This is a genomic window from Actinocatenispora comari (assembly GCF_017312725.1).
In the GTDB taxonomy this organism is placed as follows: Bacteria; Actinomycetota; Actinomycetes; order Mycobacteriales; family Micromonosporaceae; genus Actinocatenispora; species Actinocatenispora comari.
This window is the reverse complement of record NZ_BOPO01000019.1, coordinates 76,618-91,714: the sequence shown is the minus strand read 5'-3', so window position 1 is coordinate 91,714 and position 15,097 is coordinate 76,618. Positions and strand designations below refer to the sequence as shown.

17 protein-coding genes are annotated in these 15,097 nt (G+C 74.3%); 7 read left to right on the top strand and 10 right to left on the bottom strand.

The window, feature by feature from the left end; all coding sequences use genetic code 11:
• From NUM_RS07160 to rimP, 4 genes are all read right to left on the bottom strand, one after another.
• On the bottom strand, positions 1 to 605 hold a 605-nt coding region (locus tag NUM_RS07160), incomplete at its 3' end, for a translation initiation factor IF-2 N-terminal domain-containing protein (RefSeq protein WP_370466936.1).
• A gap of 100 nt (positions 606 to 705) precedes the next feature.
• Positions 706 to 1,041, bottom strand: coding sequence for a YlxR family protein (locus NUM_RS07155; RefSeq protein WP_207123857.1), 336 nt, complete (start codon positions 1,039 to 1,041; stop codon positions 706 to 708).
• A gap of 93 nt (positions 1,042 to 1,134) precedes the next feature.
• Positions 1,135 to 2,172 (bottom strand): transcription termination factor NusA, encoded by a 1,038-nt coding sequence (gene nusA / locus NUM_RS07150; protein ID WP_207123840.1) that lies wholly within the window; start codon positions 2,170 to 2,172, stop codon positions 1,135 to 1,137.
• Positions 2,169 to 2,816, bottom strand: a complete 648-nt coding sequence (gene rimP, locus NUM_RS07145) for a ribosome maturation factor RimP (RefSeq protein WP_207123838.1) — start codon at positions 2,814 to 2,816, stop codon at positions 2,169 to 2,171. The genes nusA and rimP overlap by 4 nt, the downstream gene beginning before the upstream one ends.
• A gap of 282 nt (positions 2,817 to 3,098) precedes the next feature.
• On the opposite strand from rimP, the gene NUM_RS07140 reads away from it, so the two are divergent.
• Together NUM_RS07140 and NUM_RS07135 are read left to right on the top strand one after the other, a co-directional pair.
• Entirely contained in the window at positions 3,099 to 3,578 is a 480-nt protein-coding gene (locus NUM_RS07140) for a hypothetical protein (RefSeq protein ID WP_207123836.1), read from the top strand.
• Positions 3,575 to 4,003: a ferritin-like domain-containing protein gene (locus NUM_RS07135; protein ID WP_207123834.1), complete on the top strand. Its 429-nt coding sequence runs from the start codon at positions 3,575 to 3,577 to the stop codon at positions 4,001 to 4,003. The genes NUM_RS07140 and NUM_RS07135 overlap by 4 nt, the downstream gene beginning before the upstream one ends.
• A gap of 2 nt (positions 4,004 to 4,005) precedes the next feature.
• On the opposite strand, the gene NUM_RS07130 is transcribed toward NUM_RS07135, so the two are convergent.
• On the bottom strand, positions 4,006 to 4,704 hold the full coding sequence (locus NUM_RS07130) for an HAD family hydrolase (RefSeq protein ID WP_207123832.1): 699 nt from the start codon (positions 4,702 to 4,704) through the stop codon (positions 4,006 to 4,008).
• A 107-nt stretch (positions 4,705 to 4,811) separates the two neighbouring features.
• Here NUM_RS07130 and NUM_RS07125 point away from each other — a divergent pair, with 107 nt between their 5' ends.
• On the top strand, positions 4,812 to 5,519 hold the full coding sequence (locus tag NUM_RS07125; protein ID WP_207123830.1) for a nucleotidyltransferase domain-containing protein: 708 nt from the start codon (positions 4,812 to 4,814) through the stop codon (positions 5,517 to 5,519).
• 139 nt (positions 5,520 to 5,658) lie between these two features.
• Here NUM_RS07125 and nadA read toward each other — a convergent pair whose 3' ends face one another.
• Positions 5,659 to 6,624 carry a quinolinate synthase NadA gene (nadA, locus tag NUM_RS07120; protein WP_207123828.1) on the bottom strand — a complete coding sequence of 322 codons (966 nt, stop codon included), beginning with the start codon at positions 6,622 to 6,624 and terminating at the stop codon, positions 5,659 to 5,661.
• A 63-nt stretch (positions 6,625 to 6,687) separates the two neighbouring features.
• Between nadA and NUM_RS07115 the strand changes: the two genes are divergently transcribed.
• Together NUM_RS07115 and NUM_RS07110 are read left to right on the top strand one after the other, a co-directional pair.
• On the top strand, positions 6,688 to 7,419 hold the full coding sequence (locus tag NUM_RS07115; RefSeq protein ID WP_207123826.1) for an NUDIX hydrolase: 732 nt from the start codon (positions 6,688 to 6,690) through the stop codon (positions 7,417 to 7,419).
• A 56-nt stretch (positions 7,420 to 7,475) separates the two neighbouring features.
• Complete coding sequence (locus NUM_RS07110; RefSeq protein WP_207123824.1) at positions 7,476 to 7,721, top strand: hypothetical protein; 246 nt, start codon at positions 7,476 to 7,478, stop codon at positions 7,719 to 7,721.
• A gap of 50 nt (positions 7,722 to 7,771) precedes the next feature.
• On the opposite strand, the gene NUM_RS07105 is transcribed toward NUM_RS07110, so the two are convergent.
• Together NUM_RS07105 and map are read right to left on the bottom strand one after the other, a co-directional pair.
• Entirely contained in the window at positions 7,772 to 8,497 is a 726-nt protein-coding gene (locus NUM_RS07105; RefSeq protein WP_207123823.1) for a VIT1/CCC1 transporter family protein, read from the bottom strand.
• A 49-nt stretch (positions 8,498 to 8,546) separates the two neighbouring features.
• Entirely contained in the window at positions 8,547 to 9,404 is an 858-nt protein-coding gene (map, locus tag NUM_RS07100) for a type I methionyl aminopeptidase (RefSeq protein ID WP_207123822.1), read from the bottom strand.
• 292 nt (positions 9,405 to 9,696) lie between these two features.
• Between map and NUM_RS07095 the strand changes: the two genes are divergently transcribed.
• Positions 9,697 to 10,464, top strand: a complete 768-nt coding sequence (locus NUM_RS07095; RefSeq protein WP_207123821.1) for a histone deacetylase — start codon at positions 9,697 to 9,699, stop codon at positions 10,462 to 10,464.
• Here the strand turns inward: NUM_RS07095 and NUM_RS07090 are convergent.
• Both NUM_RS07090 and NUM_RS07085 read right to left on the bottom strand, forming a co-directional pair.
• A complete protein-coding gene (locus NUM_RS07090; protein WP_207123820.1) occupies positions 10,442 to 12,610 on the bottom strand; it encodes a RecQ family ATP-dependent DNA helicase in 2,169 nt (722 codons plus the stop codon). The genes NUM_RS07095 and NUM_RS07090 overlap by 23 nt on opposite strands.
• A gap of 98 nt (positions 12,611 to 12,708) precedes the next feature.
• Entirely contained in the window at positions 12,709 to 13,938 is a 1,230-nt protein-coding gene (locus NUM_RS07085; protein WP_207123819.1) for a serine hydrolase domain-containing protein, read from the bottom strand.
• Between the two features lie 325 nt (positions 13,939 to 14,263).
• Here NUM_RS07085 and NUM_RS07080 point away from each other — a divergent pair, with 325 nt between their 5' ends.
• Positions 14,264 to 14,989 carry a GbsR/MarR family transcriptional regulator gene (locus NUM_RS07080; RefSeq protein ID WP_207123818.1) on the top strand — a complete coding sequence of 242 codons (726 nt, stop codon included), beginning with the start codon at positions 14,264 to 14,266 and terminating at the stop codon, positions 14,987 to 14,989.
• The last annotated feature ends 108 nt before the right edge of the window (positions 14,990 to 15,097 follow it).

Below are 15,097 nucleotides of genomic sequence, written 5' to 3'. Positions count from 1 at the left end.
TGGGCCGGACGCGGACCGGGGGTCGCCTGCGGAGCCGGCCGCGGACCGGGGCGCGGGCCCGGACGGGCCGGTGCACCGGTGCCGCCGGCGGCCGGCGGCTGCTCCTCCGGGCCGGACTCGGCACGCTGCCGGGCGGCCTCCTGGGCAGCCCGGACCGCCGCCTCCTGGTCCTTCTTCAGCTGGGCGGCACGGGCCTCGGCCGCGGCCACCTCGATGTCGTGCGCGCTCGCCGGCTTGCTCGGCGCCGCCGGACGCGGACGCGGACCGGGACGCGGGCCCGGCTTGGGCAGCGTCGTCGGCTTCGCCGCGGGCTTGTCGGCCGCGGGCTCCTCGGGCGCCTTCGCGGTCGTGGTCGCCGCCTTCTTCGCCGGTGCGGCCTTCTTGGCCGCCGGCTTCGCCGGCTGGTCACCGCCGCCGGCCGCCTTCTGCTGCTCCGCCGCGAGGACGTCACGGAGCCGCCGCGCCACCGGTGCCTCCACCGTGCTGGACGCGGACTTGACGAACTCGCCCATGTCTTTCAGCTTTGCGAGCACGCTCTTGCTGTCGGTACCGAACTCTTTGGCGAGCTCATGTACGCGGGCCTTGCCTGCCACTGCACTCCTCATCTTGAGGCCGGGCGGGCAGACCCGCTCGACCTCACTCGTGCAACACCCGAAGCCTGTTCATCACAGTGACTTCATCGTGCGCTCATGTCGGTCGACCTACCTAGTTCGTTCGGGCCGGATCGGGGCGATCCGTGCCGTCGGCTGTTCCGCTTGCTGCGTGCTCGCGCACGTGCTCCGTGACCGGCGTGTCGTCGACACCCGACGCGGAACTGATCCGCAACGCGCGAGCGAAGGCCCGACGCTTGCGGGCTGACGCGACGCAGGCCGGATCCCGATGCACGTGAGCACCCCGACCCGGCAGTCTGCGCAGCGGATCGGGAACCAGCCGGAAACCGGCCGGATCCGCAACCGCCACGACACGCAGCAGAACGGTGGCTGGCGCACGACGCCGGCAGCCCACACACGTGCGGACCGGAGACGCGCGACGTACCGCGATCAAGCTTACTCCTCGGCCGTCGGGCAGGCAGAACCCGGTGCATCTGGCCGATCAGGTCGGCCGGGATGCACCGGGACGTGCCCGATATCAGGGTCAGCGAGCGGTGTCCGCCGCGCCGACCGTTCCGCCGGCCACCTCAGGCGGTGCGCTACCGGACTGCTCGGCGTCGGACCGGATGTCGATGCGCCAACCGGTCAGCCGGGCGGCCAGCCGGGCGTTCTGCCCCTCCCGGCCGATGGCGAGCGACAGCTGGTAGTCGGGCACCACCACGCGCGCCGCCCGGGCGGCCGCGTCCACCACCTCGACCCGCAGCGCCTTCGCCGGCGACAGCGCGTTGCCGACGAACTCGGCCGGGTCCTCGGACCAGTCGATGATGTCGATCTTCTCGCCGTCCAGCTCGCTCATCACCGAGCGGACCCGGGCGCCCATCGGGCCGATGCAGGCGCCCTTCGGGTTCACCCCGGGCACGCTGGAGCGCACCGCGATCTTGGTCCGGTGGCCGGCCTCGCGGGCGATCGCGGTGATCTCCACCGTGCCGTCGTTGATCTCCGGCACCTCCAGCCCGAACAGCCGCTTCACCAGGTTCGGGTGCGACCGGGAGAGGGTGATCTGCGGGCCGCGCAGCCCCTTGGCCACGTGCACGATCACGCACTTGATGCGCTGCCCGTGCTCGTACGACTCGCCGGGGACCTGCTCGGCCGGCGGCAGCAACGCCTCGATCTTGCCGAGGTCGACGACGACGATGCCCTTCTCCGCGCGCGCCTCGTGCGCCTGGATCAGGCCGGTGACGATGTCGCCTTCCTTGCCGACGTACTCGCCGTAGGTGACCTCGTCGGTGACCTCACGCAGCCGCTGCAGGATGACCTGCTTCGCGGTCATCGCCGCGATCCGGCCGAAGTCGGCGGGGGTGTCGTCCCACTCGCGCAGCACGGTGCCCTCGTCGTCGACCTCCTGCGCGAACACCCCGGCGATGCCGGTGCGGCGGTCGATCTCGACCCGGGCGTGCGGGTGCGCGCCGTCGGTGTGCCGGTAGGCGGTGAGCAACGCAGTCTCGATGGTGCTCAGGATCGTCTCGTACGGAATGTCGCGCTCGCGCTCCAGCGCGCGGAGGGCGGCCAGGTCGATGTTCATGCCTCCTCCTCTGCCTCGGAAACGCCGGACTCGGAACCGTCCATCGCGGAACCGTCGGGTCCGGCGCCGGTGGGCCGGCCGAACTCGATCTGCACCCTGCCCGGACCCAGTTCGGCGTACCGGATCCGGCGCGGCGCACCAGCCACGTCCATCTCGACCCCCAATTCACCGGCCTCGACCGGTATGTCCGCCGCGGTGATCCGCCCCACCACCGTCTGCTCCGCCACCGACACCGAGACCAACCGGCCGACGTTGCGCCGCCAGTGCCGCGGCTCGCGCAGCGGCCGGTCCACCCCCGGCGAGGTGACCTCCAGCGTGTACGCCTCGGCACCGAACGCGCCGTCGGACTCGGCGCCGTCCAGCGCCCCGGAGATCGCCCGGGACAGCTCCGCCACGGCGTCCAGGTTCACACCGGTGTCGGAGTCGACCACCACCCGCAGCACGCTGCGCCGGCCGGCCCGGGACACGTCCATGTCCTCCAGGTCGTACCCGGCCGACTCGACGACCGGCTCAACCAACGACCGCAGCCGCTCGGCGTGCGCGGCGAGGCCACCACCGCGGGGTGCCCGGGCGGCCGGCTCACGCCGTGCCCCGGCGCCGCGCGCCGCACTGGTGCGACCGGCGCGTTGCGGGCGAGAACTCATACCGCACCTCCCCTCGACGACGGCGGCGGGCGCTGCCGGCGTGACCATCCCCAGATCCGCTTCAGGCCGCGTCAGAACATCCAACGCGGCTCGACGAGAAGCGTAACCCGCCGTAGCGAGAAAGAACGGCCACCCACCCGGTTCCGGCCCCAACGCGTGGTTGCGACCACGGTCCGGGCCGAGCTGGGCGCATCGCGTAGGGTCGTGGGACACCATGACCGTGTCCGTCCGGTCGGCCCGGCGGGTGCCGCGGCCGGTCGGCGCACCGCCCGAGGATGGGGAATGGTTTCGTCGAACGTGCCGCGTCGCGGCGTGCTGGCCGGTGGCGTCGCCGCCGCGGTGGCACTGACCGCCGGTCTCGCCGGCTGCCGGGACACCCCGAAGGCGCAGCCGCCGAGCCCGATCCTGCCGGTACGGGAGGACAGCCTGGCGCTGCTCGCCGCGTACGACGCCACGCTGCGTCGCCACCCGGACCTCGCCGACCGGCTCAAGCCGCTGCGCGAGGACCACCACCGGCACGTCCGGGAACTCGACCGCGAACTCGGCAGCGCCACTCCCAGCGCGAGCGGTTCGGCGGATCCGTCGCCGTCGGTCACCCCGGTGCCGGCCGGTGCCGACGCCGCGCTGGGCGCGCTGACCGGGCAGGAGAAGCAGGCCGAGCAGCACGCCCGCCGCTCCTGCCTGGCCGCGCCGGACCGGTACGCGACCCTGTTCGGCTCGATCGCGGCCTGCCGGGCCAGCCACGTGGAGGCGCTGCGATGACGCCGGCTCAGCAGCGGCTCCAGCAGGCGCTCGCGGCCGAGCACGCCGCCGTGTACGGCTACGACGTGCTCGGGCCGCGGCTGGCCGGCGCCGAGCAGACCGCCGCCCGCAACGCCGAGCAGGCGCACCGGGACCGCCGGGACGCGTTGACGCTGGCCCTGAGCAAGCAGCAGGTGACACCGGTGGCGGCGGCCCCGGGGTACAAGCTGCCGCACCCGGTCACCGATCGGGCCAGCGCGCTGCGGCTCGCGGTGTCGCTGGAGGAACGTACCGCGCAGGCGTGGGGCGCCGGACTGCCGGCGCTGTCCACGGCGCAGCGCACGCAGGCGGTCGAGGCGATCAGCGACTGCGCGGTGCGCGCCACCCGCTGGCGCCGCAGCGCCGGCATCACGCCGACGACCGTGCCGTTTCCCGGCCGCCCCTGACGTCAGGCGGTGCGCCAGCCGTCGACGACGGCGAGAAGTTCGGACAGCCGCTGGACCACGGCGTCCGGCACGCCGTCGGTGTGCCCGCGCTGGGTGGCCGGGATGGTGCTGTGCGGGACGAGCACGGTGCGCATGCCGAGGCTGCCGGCGCCGTGGATGTCGTCGAAGGTGCGGTCGCCGACGAACACGCAGCGGGCCGGATCGCTCACCCCGACCGCGGTCATCGCGGACCGGAACGCCGCCGGATGCGGCTTGGTCACCTCGAGCTCGCTGGTGTAGACGGCGCCGTCGATCAGGTCCAGCACGCCGTCCCGGGCGAAGATGGCCTCGTGGTGCGCGCGGGTCCAGGTGGTGTTGGACAGCACGCCGACGCGCACGCCCCGCTCGCGCAGCGCGGTCAGCAGCGCCACCGCCTCCGGGTCGGTGCGGGTGGCGTGCTCCACCTCGGCCGCGAACACGTCGTAGGCCGCCGGGGTGGGGTCGATGCCGGCCGCGGTGAAGATCTCGGCCATGGTGCCGGAACGTTGCTCCAACCGGGATCGCTGCCACACCGCGAACTCGGCGGCCGCCAGTGCCTCGGCGGCACGCTCGGCGGCGGCCGGCACCAGCCGGCGGGCGACCCGCAGCCAGCTCTGCTCGTCCGGCGGGCACCACGGGGTGAGCGTGCCGCCCCAGTCGAACAACACCGCGTCGACGACCATCGCGCTCCTCTCGCCGCCGGAACCGTACCGCGGGGCTGCGACGGTTTCGGTTTTCCGACTGTGCCGCACCGGGCCCGCGGGCGGCCGGAGCGGGCCAGAATGGCCGGATGACGACGGATCAGCTGGGTACCTCGCCGCGCTGGCAGGTCGCGGAGGCGGTGGCCGACGCGGTACGGGCCCGGCATCCCGCGCAGGTGCTCGCGGCCGGCGTGCAGGGCGCGCTCGCGCACGACGAGGACACCGGGCACAGCGAGGTGGAACTGGTCGTCGTCACGTACCGGTCCGGCGAGGGGCCGCGGCCGGCGAGGCGGCGCATCGACGGGGTGCTGGTGGATCTCGGGGTGATCGGCGCGCCGGAATACCTCCGGCACGCCCGGACGCTGTCCACCTCGTGGCCGCTGGTCGCCGACCGGTACCTGACCACGGTGCCGATCCACGACCCGCAGGGCTGGTTCCGGCAGCTGGCGAACGCGCACCTGGCCCGGCTGGCGGAGGCCGGTGGTGGGGAGTTCGCCACGCTGGCCCGGGAGGCCTGGTGCGAGGCGAAGGCGCGGCACGGGGTCGCCGCCCGGCTCGCCGAGTGGTACGACACCGACGCCGCGGTGCTGGTGCTCGCCGAGGCGCGGACCGCGACGGCGGTCGTGCAGGGGCTGCTGCAGCGCACGTACTTCCGGGACAGCGTGGACGGGGTGCGCCGGGTCGGCCTGGCCGAGGCGAACCTGACCGCGGTGGCGGAGCGGCTGGACGCGCAGGCCGAGGAGCTCGCCGCCGCCGGCCGTCCGGTCGACGGCACCATGGACGACCTCCTCGCCTGACCGGTCCGCCGCCGGCGTCTCGGCCGGAACCGTTGCGCCGCGGCCGAACCGGCGGCCGCTCGACACCGCACCGCCGGCGCCCGGGCAGGATCTCGTCGCCGCCGGTGCGGCCGGGGCGTCGGCGCGGCCGGTCCGCTCGCTACTCGCCGCCGCCGGGATGACCGATGGAGATCATGCGGGTGACCGCGGCGCGGGCGGCGTCGGCGGTCGCGGTGGGCACGTCGACCTCGTCGGTGCCCTCGCGCAGCGAGCGCAGCAGCTTCTCCGGCGTGATCATCTTCATGTACCGGCACGAGGCGCGCTCGTTGACCGCCTGGAAGTCGACGCCGGGCGCGGCGCGGCGCAGCTGGTGCAGCATGCCGACCTCGGTGGCGACCAGGACCGCGGTGGCGCTGGTGTGCCGGGCCGCGGTGGCCATGTCGCCGGTGGACAGCACCTTGACCTTCTCCGCCGGTACGACGCCCTCACCGGCGAGGTAGAGCGCCGAGGTGGCGCAGCCGCACTCCGGGTGGATGTACAGCTCGGCCCCCGGTACCGCCGCGACCCGCTCGGCGAGCTGGTCGCCGTTGATGCCGGCGTGCACGTGGCACTCCCCGGCCCAGATGTGCATGTTGTCGCGGCCGGTGAGCCGCTTGACGTGCGCACCGAGGAACTGGTCGGGGCAGAACAGCACCTCGGTGTCGGCCGGGATCGAGGCGACCACGTCGACCGCGTTGGACGAGGTACAGCAGATGTCGGTCTCCGCCTTCACCTCGGCGGTGGTGTTGACGTACGAGACGACGACCGCGCCGGGGTGTTCGGCCTTCCAGGCGCGCAGCTGGTCGGCGGTGATCGAGTCGGCGAGCGAGCAGCCGGCCGCGGCGTCCGGGATCAGCACGGTCTTGTCCGGCGCGAGGATCTTCGCGGTCTCGGCCATGAAGTGCACGCCGCAGAACACGATCGTGCTCGCCTCGCTGGCCGCGGCGAGCCGGCTCAGCGCGAGCGAGTCACCGGTGTGGTCGGCGATGTCCTGGATCTCCGGGAGCTGGTAGTTGTGCGCGAGGATCACCGCGTCGCGCTCGCGGGCCAGCGCTCGGACCTCGTCGGCCCAGTCGGTGTCCACCATCGGTCCTCCCCCTCGCGGGGCGGTACGGCCGCTCCGCTGGTTTTCGCCTGATAGTCTAAAACTATGGCTCACCACGCTACCAGCGACCCGTCCGGAGCGGAACACGAAGTCCTCGCCGCGGTGCTGTCGGTGCGAGCCGGATCACTTCGGGTGCTGCTCTGGCAGCGCGCCCGCGACCCCCAGTCCGGCCGCTGGTCGCTGCCCGGCGGTCGGCTCGGGCCGGACGAGGACGTGGACACCTCGATCCGCCGCCACCTGGCGCAGAAGGTCGACGTCGCCCGGCTGGCGCACCTGGAGCAGATCGCGGTGTTCTCCGACCCGGCGCGGGTGCCCGGCCCGGTCGCCGATCCGGCCCAGCAGCACCGCCGCCGGGTGGTCGCCACCGCGTTCCTCGGGCTGGTACCGACCGACCGGGACCCGGCACTGCCCGCCGACACCGCCTGGCAGCCGGCGGACACGCTGCCGCCGCTGGCGTTCGACCACGCCGCGATCGCCGACCGGGCCCGGGGCCGGCTGCGGGCGAAGCTGTCCTACACCAACCTCGGGTTCGCGCTCGCGCCGCCGGAGTTCACCATCTCGCAGCTGCGCGAGATCTACGCCGCAGCGCTGGGCTACCGGGTGTCGGCGACCAACATGCAGCGGGTACTCACCCGGCGCGGCGTGCTGGCCCCGACCGGCGCGGCGGCACCACCCGGCCGTTCCGGCGGCCGGCCGGCCGCGCTGTACCGGTTCGCCGAGCGCACCCTGCGGGTGACCGACCCGTTCGCGGTGCTCGGCCCGCCCCGCCGCCGGTGACGCGACGCCGGCCGCCGCCCGCGGACCCCGGCACGGCCGGCGGCTACCATCGCGCGGTGACCGACAGCGTGCTGCTCGTGCTGCCCGACCGCGACGACGCCGAGCGGATCGCCGCCCACCTGCGCGACGCCGGGTACCTGCCGGCGTTGGTGCACCGCGACATGCTGCTCGGCGAGGACGACGCCGAGGACGTCGACTGGGTGGTGGAGCTGACCACCGGGCCGGACGGAGCACCCGCCGGCGACACTCTCGCCGCCCTGCGGGACCTCGCCGCCGACCACGACGGCTTCGTCACGTCCTGACTCGCGCACCGTGCGGCGGCGCGGCCGGCCCCCGGATCGCGCTCTGAAGGTCAGGACGTGGCGACGCCGATCAGGGTGCCGACCAGGTAGGTCGCGGCCGCCGCCAGCGCACCCAGCAGCAGCTGGCGCAGCCCGTTGAGCAGCCAGCTGCGGGCGGTGAACCGGGCGAACAGCGCGCCCGCGGCGAACAGCCCGACCCCACCGACGGCCAGCCCCAGCCACAGCTGGGAGAACCCCAGCAGGAACGTGATCAGCGGGAACATCGCACCGATCGAGAAGCACACGAACGAGGAGACCGCGGCGAGCCACGGGTTCGGTACCTCGGTCGGGTCGACGCCCATCTCCTCCTGCGCGTGTACCCGGACCGCCTCGTCCAGGTTGCGGCCGACCGTCTCGGCGACCTCCCGGGCGAGCTGCTCCGGCAGCCCGCGCCGGATCCACGCCGCAGCCAGCTCCTCCGCCTCCTCGGCCGGATGGCGTTCGAGTTCCTGCCGCTCCTTGGCGATCTCGTGCGCGACCTGCTCGTTCTGGGTCCGCACCGAGGTGTACTCGCCCAGCCCCATCGAGATCGCGCCGGCGATCAGTCCGGCGACGCCGGTGAGCACGATGGTGTGCCGGGACACCCCGCCGCCGCCGACGCCGGCGATCAGCGAGATGTTCGTGACCAGCCCGTCCATCGCGCCGAACACCGAGGCGCGCAGCCAGCCGCCGGAGACGTCGGCGTGGTGGTCGGGGGTCAGCGCTGCCGGCGTCGCCGACCGGTCGTGGCCGTTCATCGGTGCTCCCGTCCCGGCGCGGTCACCTCGTGCCTCGTGGCAAGCTCGCTCACGGCACCGTCAGGATCTCGGCGCCGTCGTCGGTCACCACCAGGGTGTGCTCGAACTGGGCGGTCCAGCGGCGGTCCTTGGTCACCACGGTCCAGCCGTCGTCCCACGCGTCGTGCTGGTAGGTGCCGAGGGTGATCATCGGCTCGACGGTGAACGTCATGCCGGTCTCGATCACCACGTCGAGGTCGGGCCGGTCGTAGTGCGGCACGTACAGCCCGGAGTGGAACGCCTCGCCGATGCCGTGCCCGGTGAAGTCGCGGACCACGCCGTAGCCGAAGCGCTTCGCGTACGACTCGATGACCCGGCCGACGACGTTGAGCGCCCGGCCCGGCTTGACCGCGCGGATGCCACGCATGGTCGCCTCGTGGGTGCGTTCCACCAGCAGCCGCGCCTCCTGCGACACGTCACCGGCGAGGAACGTCGCGTTCGTGTCGCCGTGCACGCCGTTCAGGTACGCGGTGACGTCGATGTTGACGATGTCCCCGTCCTCGACGACCGTCGAGTCGGGGATGCCGTGGCAGATCACCTCGTTCAGCGAGGTGCAGCACGACTTCGGGTAGCCGCGGTAGCCCAGCGTCGACGGGTAGGCGCCGTGGTCGCAGATGAACTCGTGCACCACCCGGTCGATCTCGTCGGTGGTCACGCCGGGCTTGACCGCCCGGCCGCCCTCGGCGAGCGCCCCGGCCGCGACCCGGCTCGCCACCCGGATCTTCTCGATCAGCTCGGGGGTCTTGACCTCGGAACCGGTGAACGGCGTCGGCGCGGGCTTCCCGACGTACTCGGGGCGCGGGATGCTGCCCGGCACGGCGCGCTGTGGCGACAGGGTGCCGGGGGTCAGTGGAGCACGGTCAGCCATGCTCCGAGACTATCCGCCGCCGGTCGCCGGCCCGCGGCCGCGGCACCGTCCACCAGCCCCCGGCGCCGTCCGCCGATCGGGGGACGCGAGCGGGCCGCGCGGTAGGGTCGCAAGTGCCATGAGCCATGCCCCACACCCCCGGCACTGTGCCGATTCGCCCCACTCCGAGGCACCCCGCGGTGATTCGCCCCGCACCGCCCCGTCCCACCGGACGGCGCAGCGGGCGGTCGGGGCCGCGGCGCCTCGACGGCAGCGGCACACCCTGGTCTGGTACGCCGCGTACGGGTCGAACATGTCCAGCCGGCGGCTGCGCTACTACCTCGCCGGTGGCCGGCCGCCGGGCAACTCGCGGCGCTACCCGGGCGCCCGGGACGGGCGGGCGCCGGCCCGTAGCCGGGCACTGCGCATCCCCGGCGGCGTCTACTTCGCCGGGCACAGCCGGGCCTGGGGCGGCGGCCTCGCCCTGTACGACCCGCAGCTGCCCGGCGCCGCCGCGGTGCACGCGCACCTGATCACCATCCAGCAGTTCAGCGACATCGCGGCGCAGGAGATGGCCCGCACTCCCGGGTGCGATCTCGACCTGACCGAGGTGCTCGGCACCGGTCGCGCCCAGCTCGGCCCCGGGCGGTACGAGACGCTGCTGCGCGCCGGGCCGGACCTCGACGGCTTCCCGGTACTGACGTTCACCGCGCCGTGGCAGGCGCACCAGACGCCGTGGCGCCCGCCGGCGCCGCACTACCTCGCGCTGCTCGCGCGGGGGCTGCGGGAGGCGTACGGCTGGGCGCCCGAGCGCACCGCCGACTACCTGCGGGCGCTGCCGGGCGTGCGGGCCGAGCAGGTGCCCGCGGTGCTCGACCGGGTCTACCGGGGCGAACCGGTCGGGCCGGCCCGGCCGCCCGTCCGGGCCGACATCACCCTGCCGACCGCGCCCCGTCCGGCCGTCCGCCCCGACATCACCCTGCCCGCGGCGCCCCGTCTGGCCGTCCGGGCCGACATCACCCTGCCGGCGGCGCCCCGGACCACCGCGACGACCGGGCTCACGCCTGGACGGCGAGGGTGAACGGGAGGACCTGAGCCGCGCCGGCGAGGCGCAGCGCCCGGGCCGCCACGGTCAGTGTCCAGCCGGTGTCGGTCACGTCGTCGACCAGCAGCACCGGATCGTCGGCGCCCAGCTGCGCCAGCCCGGCCGCGAGCTCCTCGCCGACCGCGAACGCGTCGTGCACCGCGGCGAGCCGGTGCACCGCGTTGCCGCCCACGCCGGCGCCCGGCGGGCCGCCGCCGACCCGGGACAGCTCGCCCAGGTAGCGCAGCCGGCCCACCTGGGCGAGCCGCCGCGCCAGCGACCCGACCAGCCGCGGCCGGCTGCGGGACGCCACCGCGGCCACGGCGACCGGGCGGCGCTGCCACGGCCAGTCGGCGAGCACCCGGACCACGCCGGCGAACACCTCGTCGTCGACCTCGGCGTCCGGGGTGTCGGGACGCAGCATGGCCCGCAGCCGGGTCCCCCAGCCGATGTCGGACAGCCGGCCGAGCGCCCGGCCGGGCTCGGCCAGCTCCTCCGGGGCGATCTTGCCGGCGTGGTCGATGCCCAGCGCGGCGCCGCCGGTGGGCCACAGTTTCCGCGGCTCCACCGGTACCCCGGGGCGCCCGAGGTGCTGCTGCGCCGCGCCCAGCGCCGCCGCCGACACGGCCGGCTCGTACCACCGGCCCCGGCAGGTGTCGCAGCGCCCGCAGTCGGTGGCGTACGGGTCGTCGAGCGTCTCGCGCAGGAACCGCAACCGGCAGCCGTCGGTACCGACGTAGTCGCGCACCGCCTGCTGCTCGGCGGCGCGGGCGGCGGCGATGCGCGCGTAGCGCTCCGCGTCGTACCGCCAGCCGGTGCCGGTGGCGAGCCAGCCGCCGCGGACCCGGCGCACCACCCCGTCCACGTCGAGCACCTTGAGCATCAGCTCCAGCCGGCTGCGCCGCAGCTCCACCCGGGACTCCAGGACCGGCGTGGAGGTCGGCTGCTCGGTCGACAGCGCGGCCAGGGTGGCCCGCACCTGATCCTCCGGCGGGAACGCCAGGGAGGCGAAGTAGCGCCAGATCGCCTCGTCCTCCGCCCCGGGCAGCAGCAGCACGTCGGCGTGCTCGACCGCGCGGCCGGCCCGCCCCACCTGCTGGTAGTAGGCGATCGGCGAGGCGGGCGCGCCCAGGTGCACCACGAAGCCGAGGTCCGGCTTGTCGAAGCCCATGCCCAGTGCCGAGGTCGCGACCAGCGCCTTCACCCGGTTGGCGAGCAGGTCCTGCTCGGCCGCCGCCCGCTGCTCCGGGTCGGTACGCCCGGAGTAGGCGGCGACGGTGTGCCCGCGGGAGCGCAGGAAGTCGGCGACCTCGTCGGTGGCGGCGACGGTCAGCGTGTAGATGATGCCGGAGCCGGGCAGGTCGGTCAGGTGGTCGGCGAGCCAGGCCAGCCGGTGCGCCGGGCTGGGCAGCGGCAGCACCCCCAGCCGCAGGCTGTCCCGGTCCAGCGGCCCGCGCAGCACGAGGGCGTCGCCGAGCTGTTCGGCGACGTCGGCGGTGACCCGGGCGTTCGCGGTGGCGGTGGTCGCGAGCACCGGCACGTGCGGCTTCAGCCCCGCGAGGAACGTCGCGATGCGGCGGTAGTCGGGCCGGAAGTCGTGACCCCAGTCGGACACGCAGTGCGCCTCGTCGACCACCAGCAGGCCGGTGGTCGCGGCGAGCTGCGGCAGCACCCGGTCGCGGAAGTCCGGATTGTTGAGCCGTTCCGGACTCACCAGCAGCACGTCGACGGCGCCGGCGGCGATGTCCGCCTCGATCGCCTGCCACTCGGTGACGTTCGCCGAGTTGATGGTGGCCGCCCGGATGCCGGCGCCGGCGGCCGCCTCGATCTGGTTGCGCATCAGCGCGAGCAGCGGCGAGACGATCACCGTCGGCCCGGCGCCGGCCGCGCGCAGCAGCGCGGTCGCCACGAAGTACACCGCGGACTTGCCGAACCCGGTGCGCTGCACCAGCAGCACCCGCCGGCCCACGCCGCCGTCGCCGGGCGAGGTGAGCGCCTCGATGGCGCGCCACTGGTCGTCCCGCAGCACCGCGGCCGGACCGGCCAGCCGCCGCAGCACCGCCTCGGCCGCCGGCCGTCCCGTATCCGCCGCGGCGGCCCCGGTGCCGGAACCGGCACCCTCGGTGCTGGACTCGTTCGCCATCTCGCCTTGATACCAGCCACGGCCGACATCGGCCGGCGCAACCGGGCACCAGTGTGACGGGCGTGCCCGGGCCCGGGCCGGGCCGCCCGCGTGCGGGGTCAGTCGTCGATCACCTGGTAGAGGGTGGTCCAGAAGTCGTGCATGAGGTGGATCGAGTGCGGTACCGAGGCGCCGACCTGGGTGAGCAGGATGCCGACGATCCCGTTGACCGGGTCGGCGTACGTCGAGGCACCACTGCCGCCGTCCCAGCCGAACTGGCCGACGGGTGCGTAGTCGCCCCGGTAGGTACGCACCGCCATCCCGAGGCCCCAGCCGCCGTGCTGGCCCTGGCCGAAGGAGAGGTGCACGTTGTCCAGGGCCAACTGCTGCCGGGCGGCCTGCTGGTCGGGCGTGAGCCGGTTGGTGGTCATCAGCTCGACGGCCGGCCTGGACAGGATCCGCTGGCCCTCGTGCACGCCGCCGTTCAGCAGCATCCGGAAGTAGGCGTCGTAGTCGTCGGCGGTGGACACCAGGCCGCCGCCGCCGCCCTGGAACGCCGGGGGTGTGGCGTGCCGTCCCGTCGCGGCGTCGTCCCACACGTGGAACTCGCCGGTCGCCGGGTCGGGCGCGTACAGCGGAGGCAGCCGGTGGAGCTGGTCGGCCGGCACGTGGAACCCGGTGTCCCGCATGCCGAGCGGCTCGAAGATCCGCTCGCGCAGGAACGACTCGAAGGACTGGCCGGTGACCCGGGAGACGAGCACCCCGGCCAGGTCGCTGCCGATCTGGTACTGCCAGCGCTCGCCGGGCTGGTGCATCAGCGGCAACGACCCGAGCCTGCGCATCCACTCGTCCTGCTCCGGCATCGGCTCCGGCAGGTTCGGCGTGATGCCCTGCTCGAACACCGCGTTCATGATCGGGGTGCCGATCACCGTCATGTCCATACCGAGGCCGAACGTGCAGGTCAGCACGTCTCGTACGGTGATGGGCCGGCGGGCGGGCACGGTGTCGTCGAGCGGCGCGTCGATGCGCGCGAGTACCTGCCGGTCGGCGAGCTCGGGCAGCCACTCCTGCACCGGGTCGTCGAGCCGGATCCGGCACTCGTCGAGCAGGACCATCGCCGCGGCGATCGACACTGGCTTGGACGTGGACGCCATCCGGAAGATGGTGTCGCGCCGCATCGGCGTTCCGCCGTCGTGCCGCATCGTGCCCATCGCTTCGACGTGCGTCTCGTCGCCCCGGCCGATCAGTGCGACCAGGCCCGGAATCCTTCCGGACTCGACGTGCCGGGAGAGCACCTCGCGCAGCCTGGCGAACCCCACCGGCGGCAAGCCGCCACTGGTCCGTCCCATCGTGGATCTCCTGTCTCCGGTGCCCGGAAGCGGCCGTCGGGGCCGCGGGCGCACGGCGGTCGCTCGCTGCCGACAGCGCGCCATCGACCTTCAGGAATTTCTGAACGGACAGGACGCTACAGTGCGTTTACTCATTCGTCAACGAAGCAGCGATCCCATAGATGCAGTTCCAGCCTCGAAATCGAGCTGAATTGCAATGACTATGGCAGTGAACGCACGGCGCCGAGTGGACTGCAATTGCAATGGGTTCGGGGACGGCGGCATACTGTGCGTGCTGGCACCAGCGGCGAGACTCCACGCGACTCGACAGGGCGGAGACGGCACCATGCCCGGAGGCAGGCTGACCGACGAGGAACGCCGGCACATCGCCGCCGGATTGGCGGACCGGCTCGGCTACGCGGAGATCGGCCGGCAACTGGGGCGGCCCGCCTCGACCGTCCTGCGCGAGGTGACCCGCAACGGCGGGCGCGACGGCTACCGGGCCGACCGCGCGCAGCAGGCCACCCGGCGGCGCGCCCGCCGGCGACGGCCGGCGCCGCCGCACCCTCCGATCCCCGACACCAGCCCAGGGCGCGATCCGCGCGAGGTGCAGGAGTTCGTCGAGTCCTTCACCGCGCTCCTGGTGCAACAGGGTCTGCCGCGGATGGAAGCCCGGGTGCTGACCTGCCTGTACGTCACCGACTCCGGCACCCTCACCGCCGCCGAGCTGGTGCAGCGGCTGCGCGTCAGCCCGGCGTCCATCTCGCACGCCGTCGCGTTCCTCGAGGGTCAGGGCATCCTGCGGCGGGAGCACCCGACCGGGCACCGTCGCGAGCGCTACGTCGTCGACGACGAGATCTGGCTGCGGTCCACGCTCGCCGCGGCGCGGATGAACGACACGCTGGCTGCCGCCTCGCTGCGCGGAGCCGAGGTTCTCGGGCCCACGACCCCCGCGGGCGTCCGCTTCGGCGTCTCCGCCGAGCTCCTGACCGTGGTGGGCGACGCCATCAGGAACGCCATGCAGACGTGGCAGCACCGCCCGGCCGGCGCCGACGGACGCCGACCCGGCTGACCGCACCGCCCACCCGGCGCGGGCTCGCCGGAGCACCGAGCCGCGCCGCCTGCCCGGCGCGGGCACCGGGCAGGGGTCGGCGGGCTCGTGGCCGGGCGGCCGGCCGGG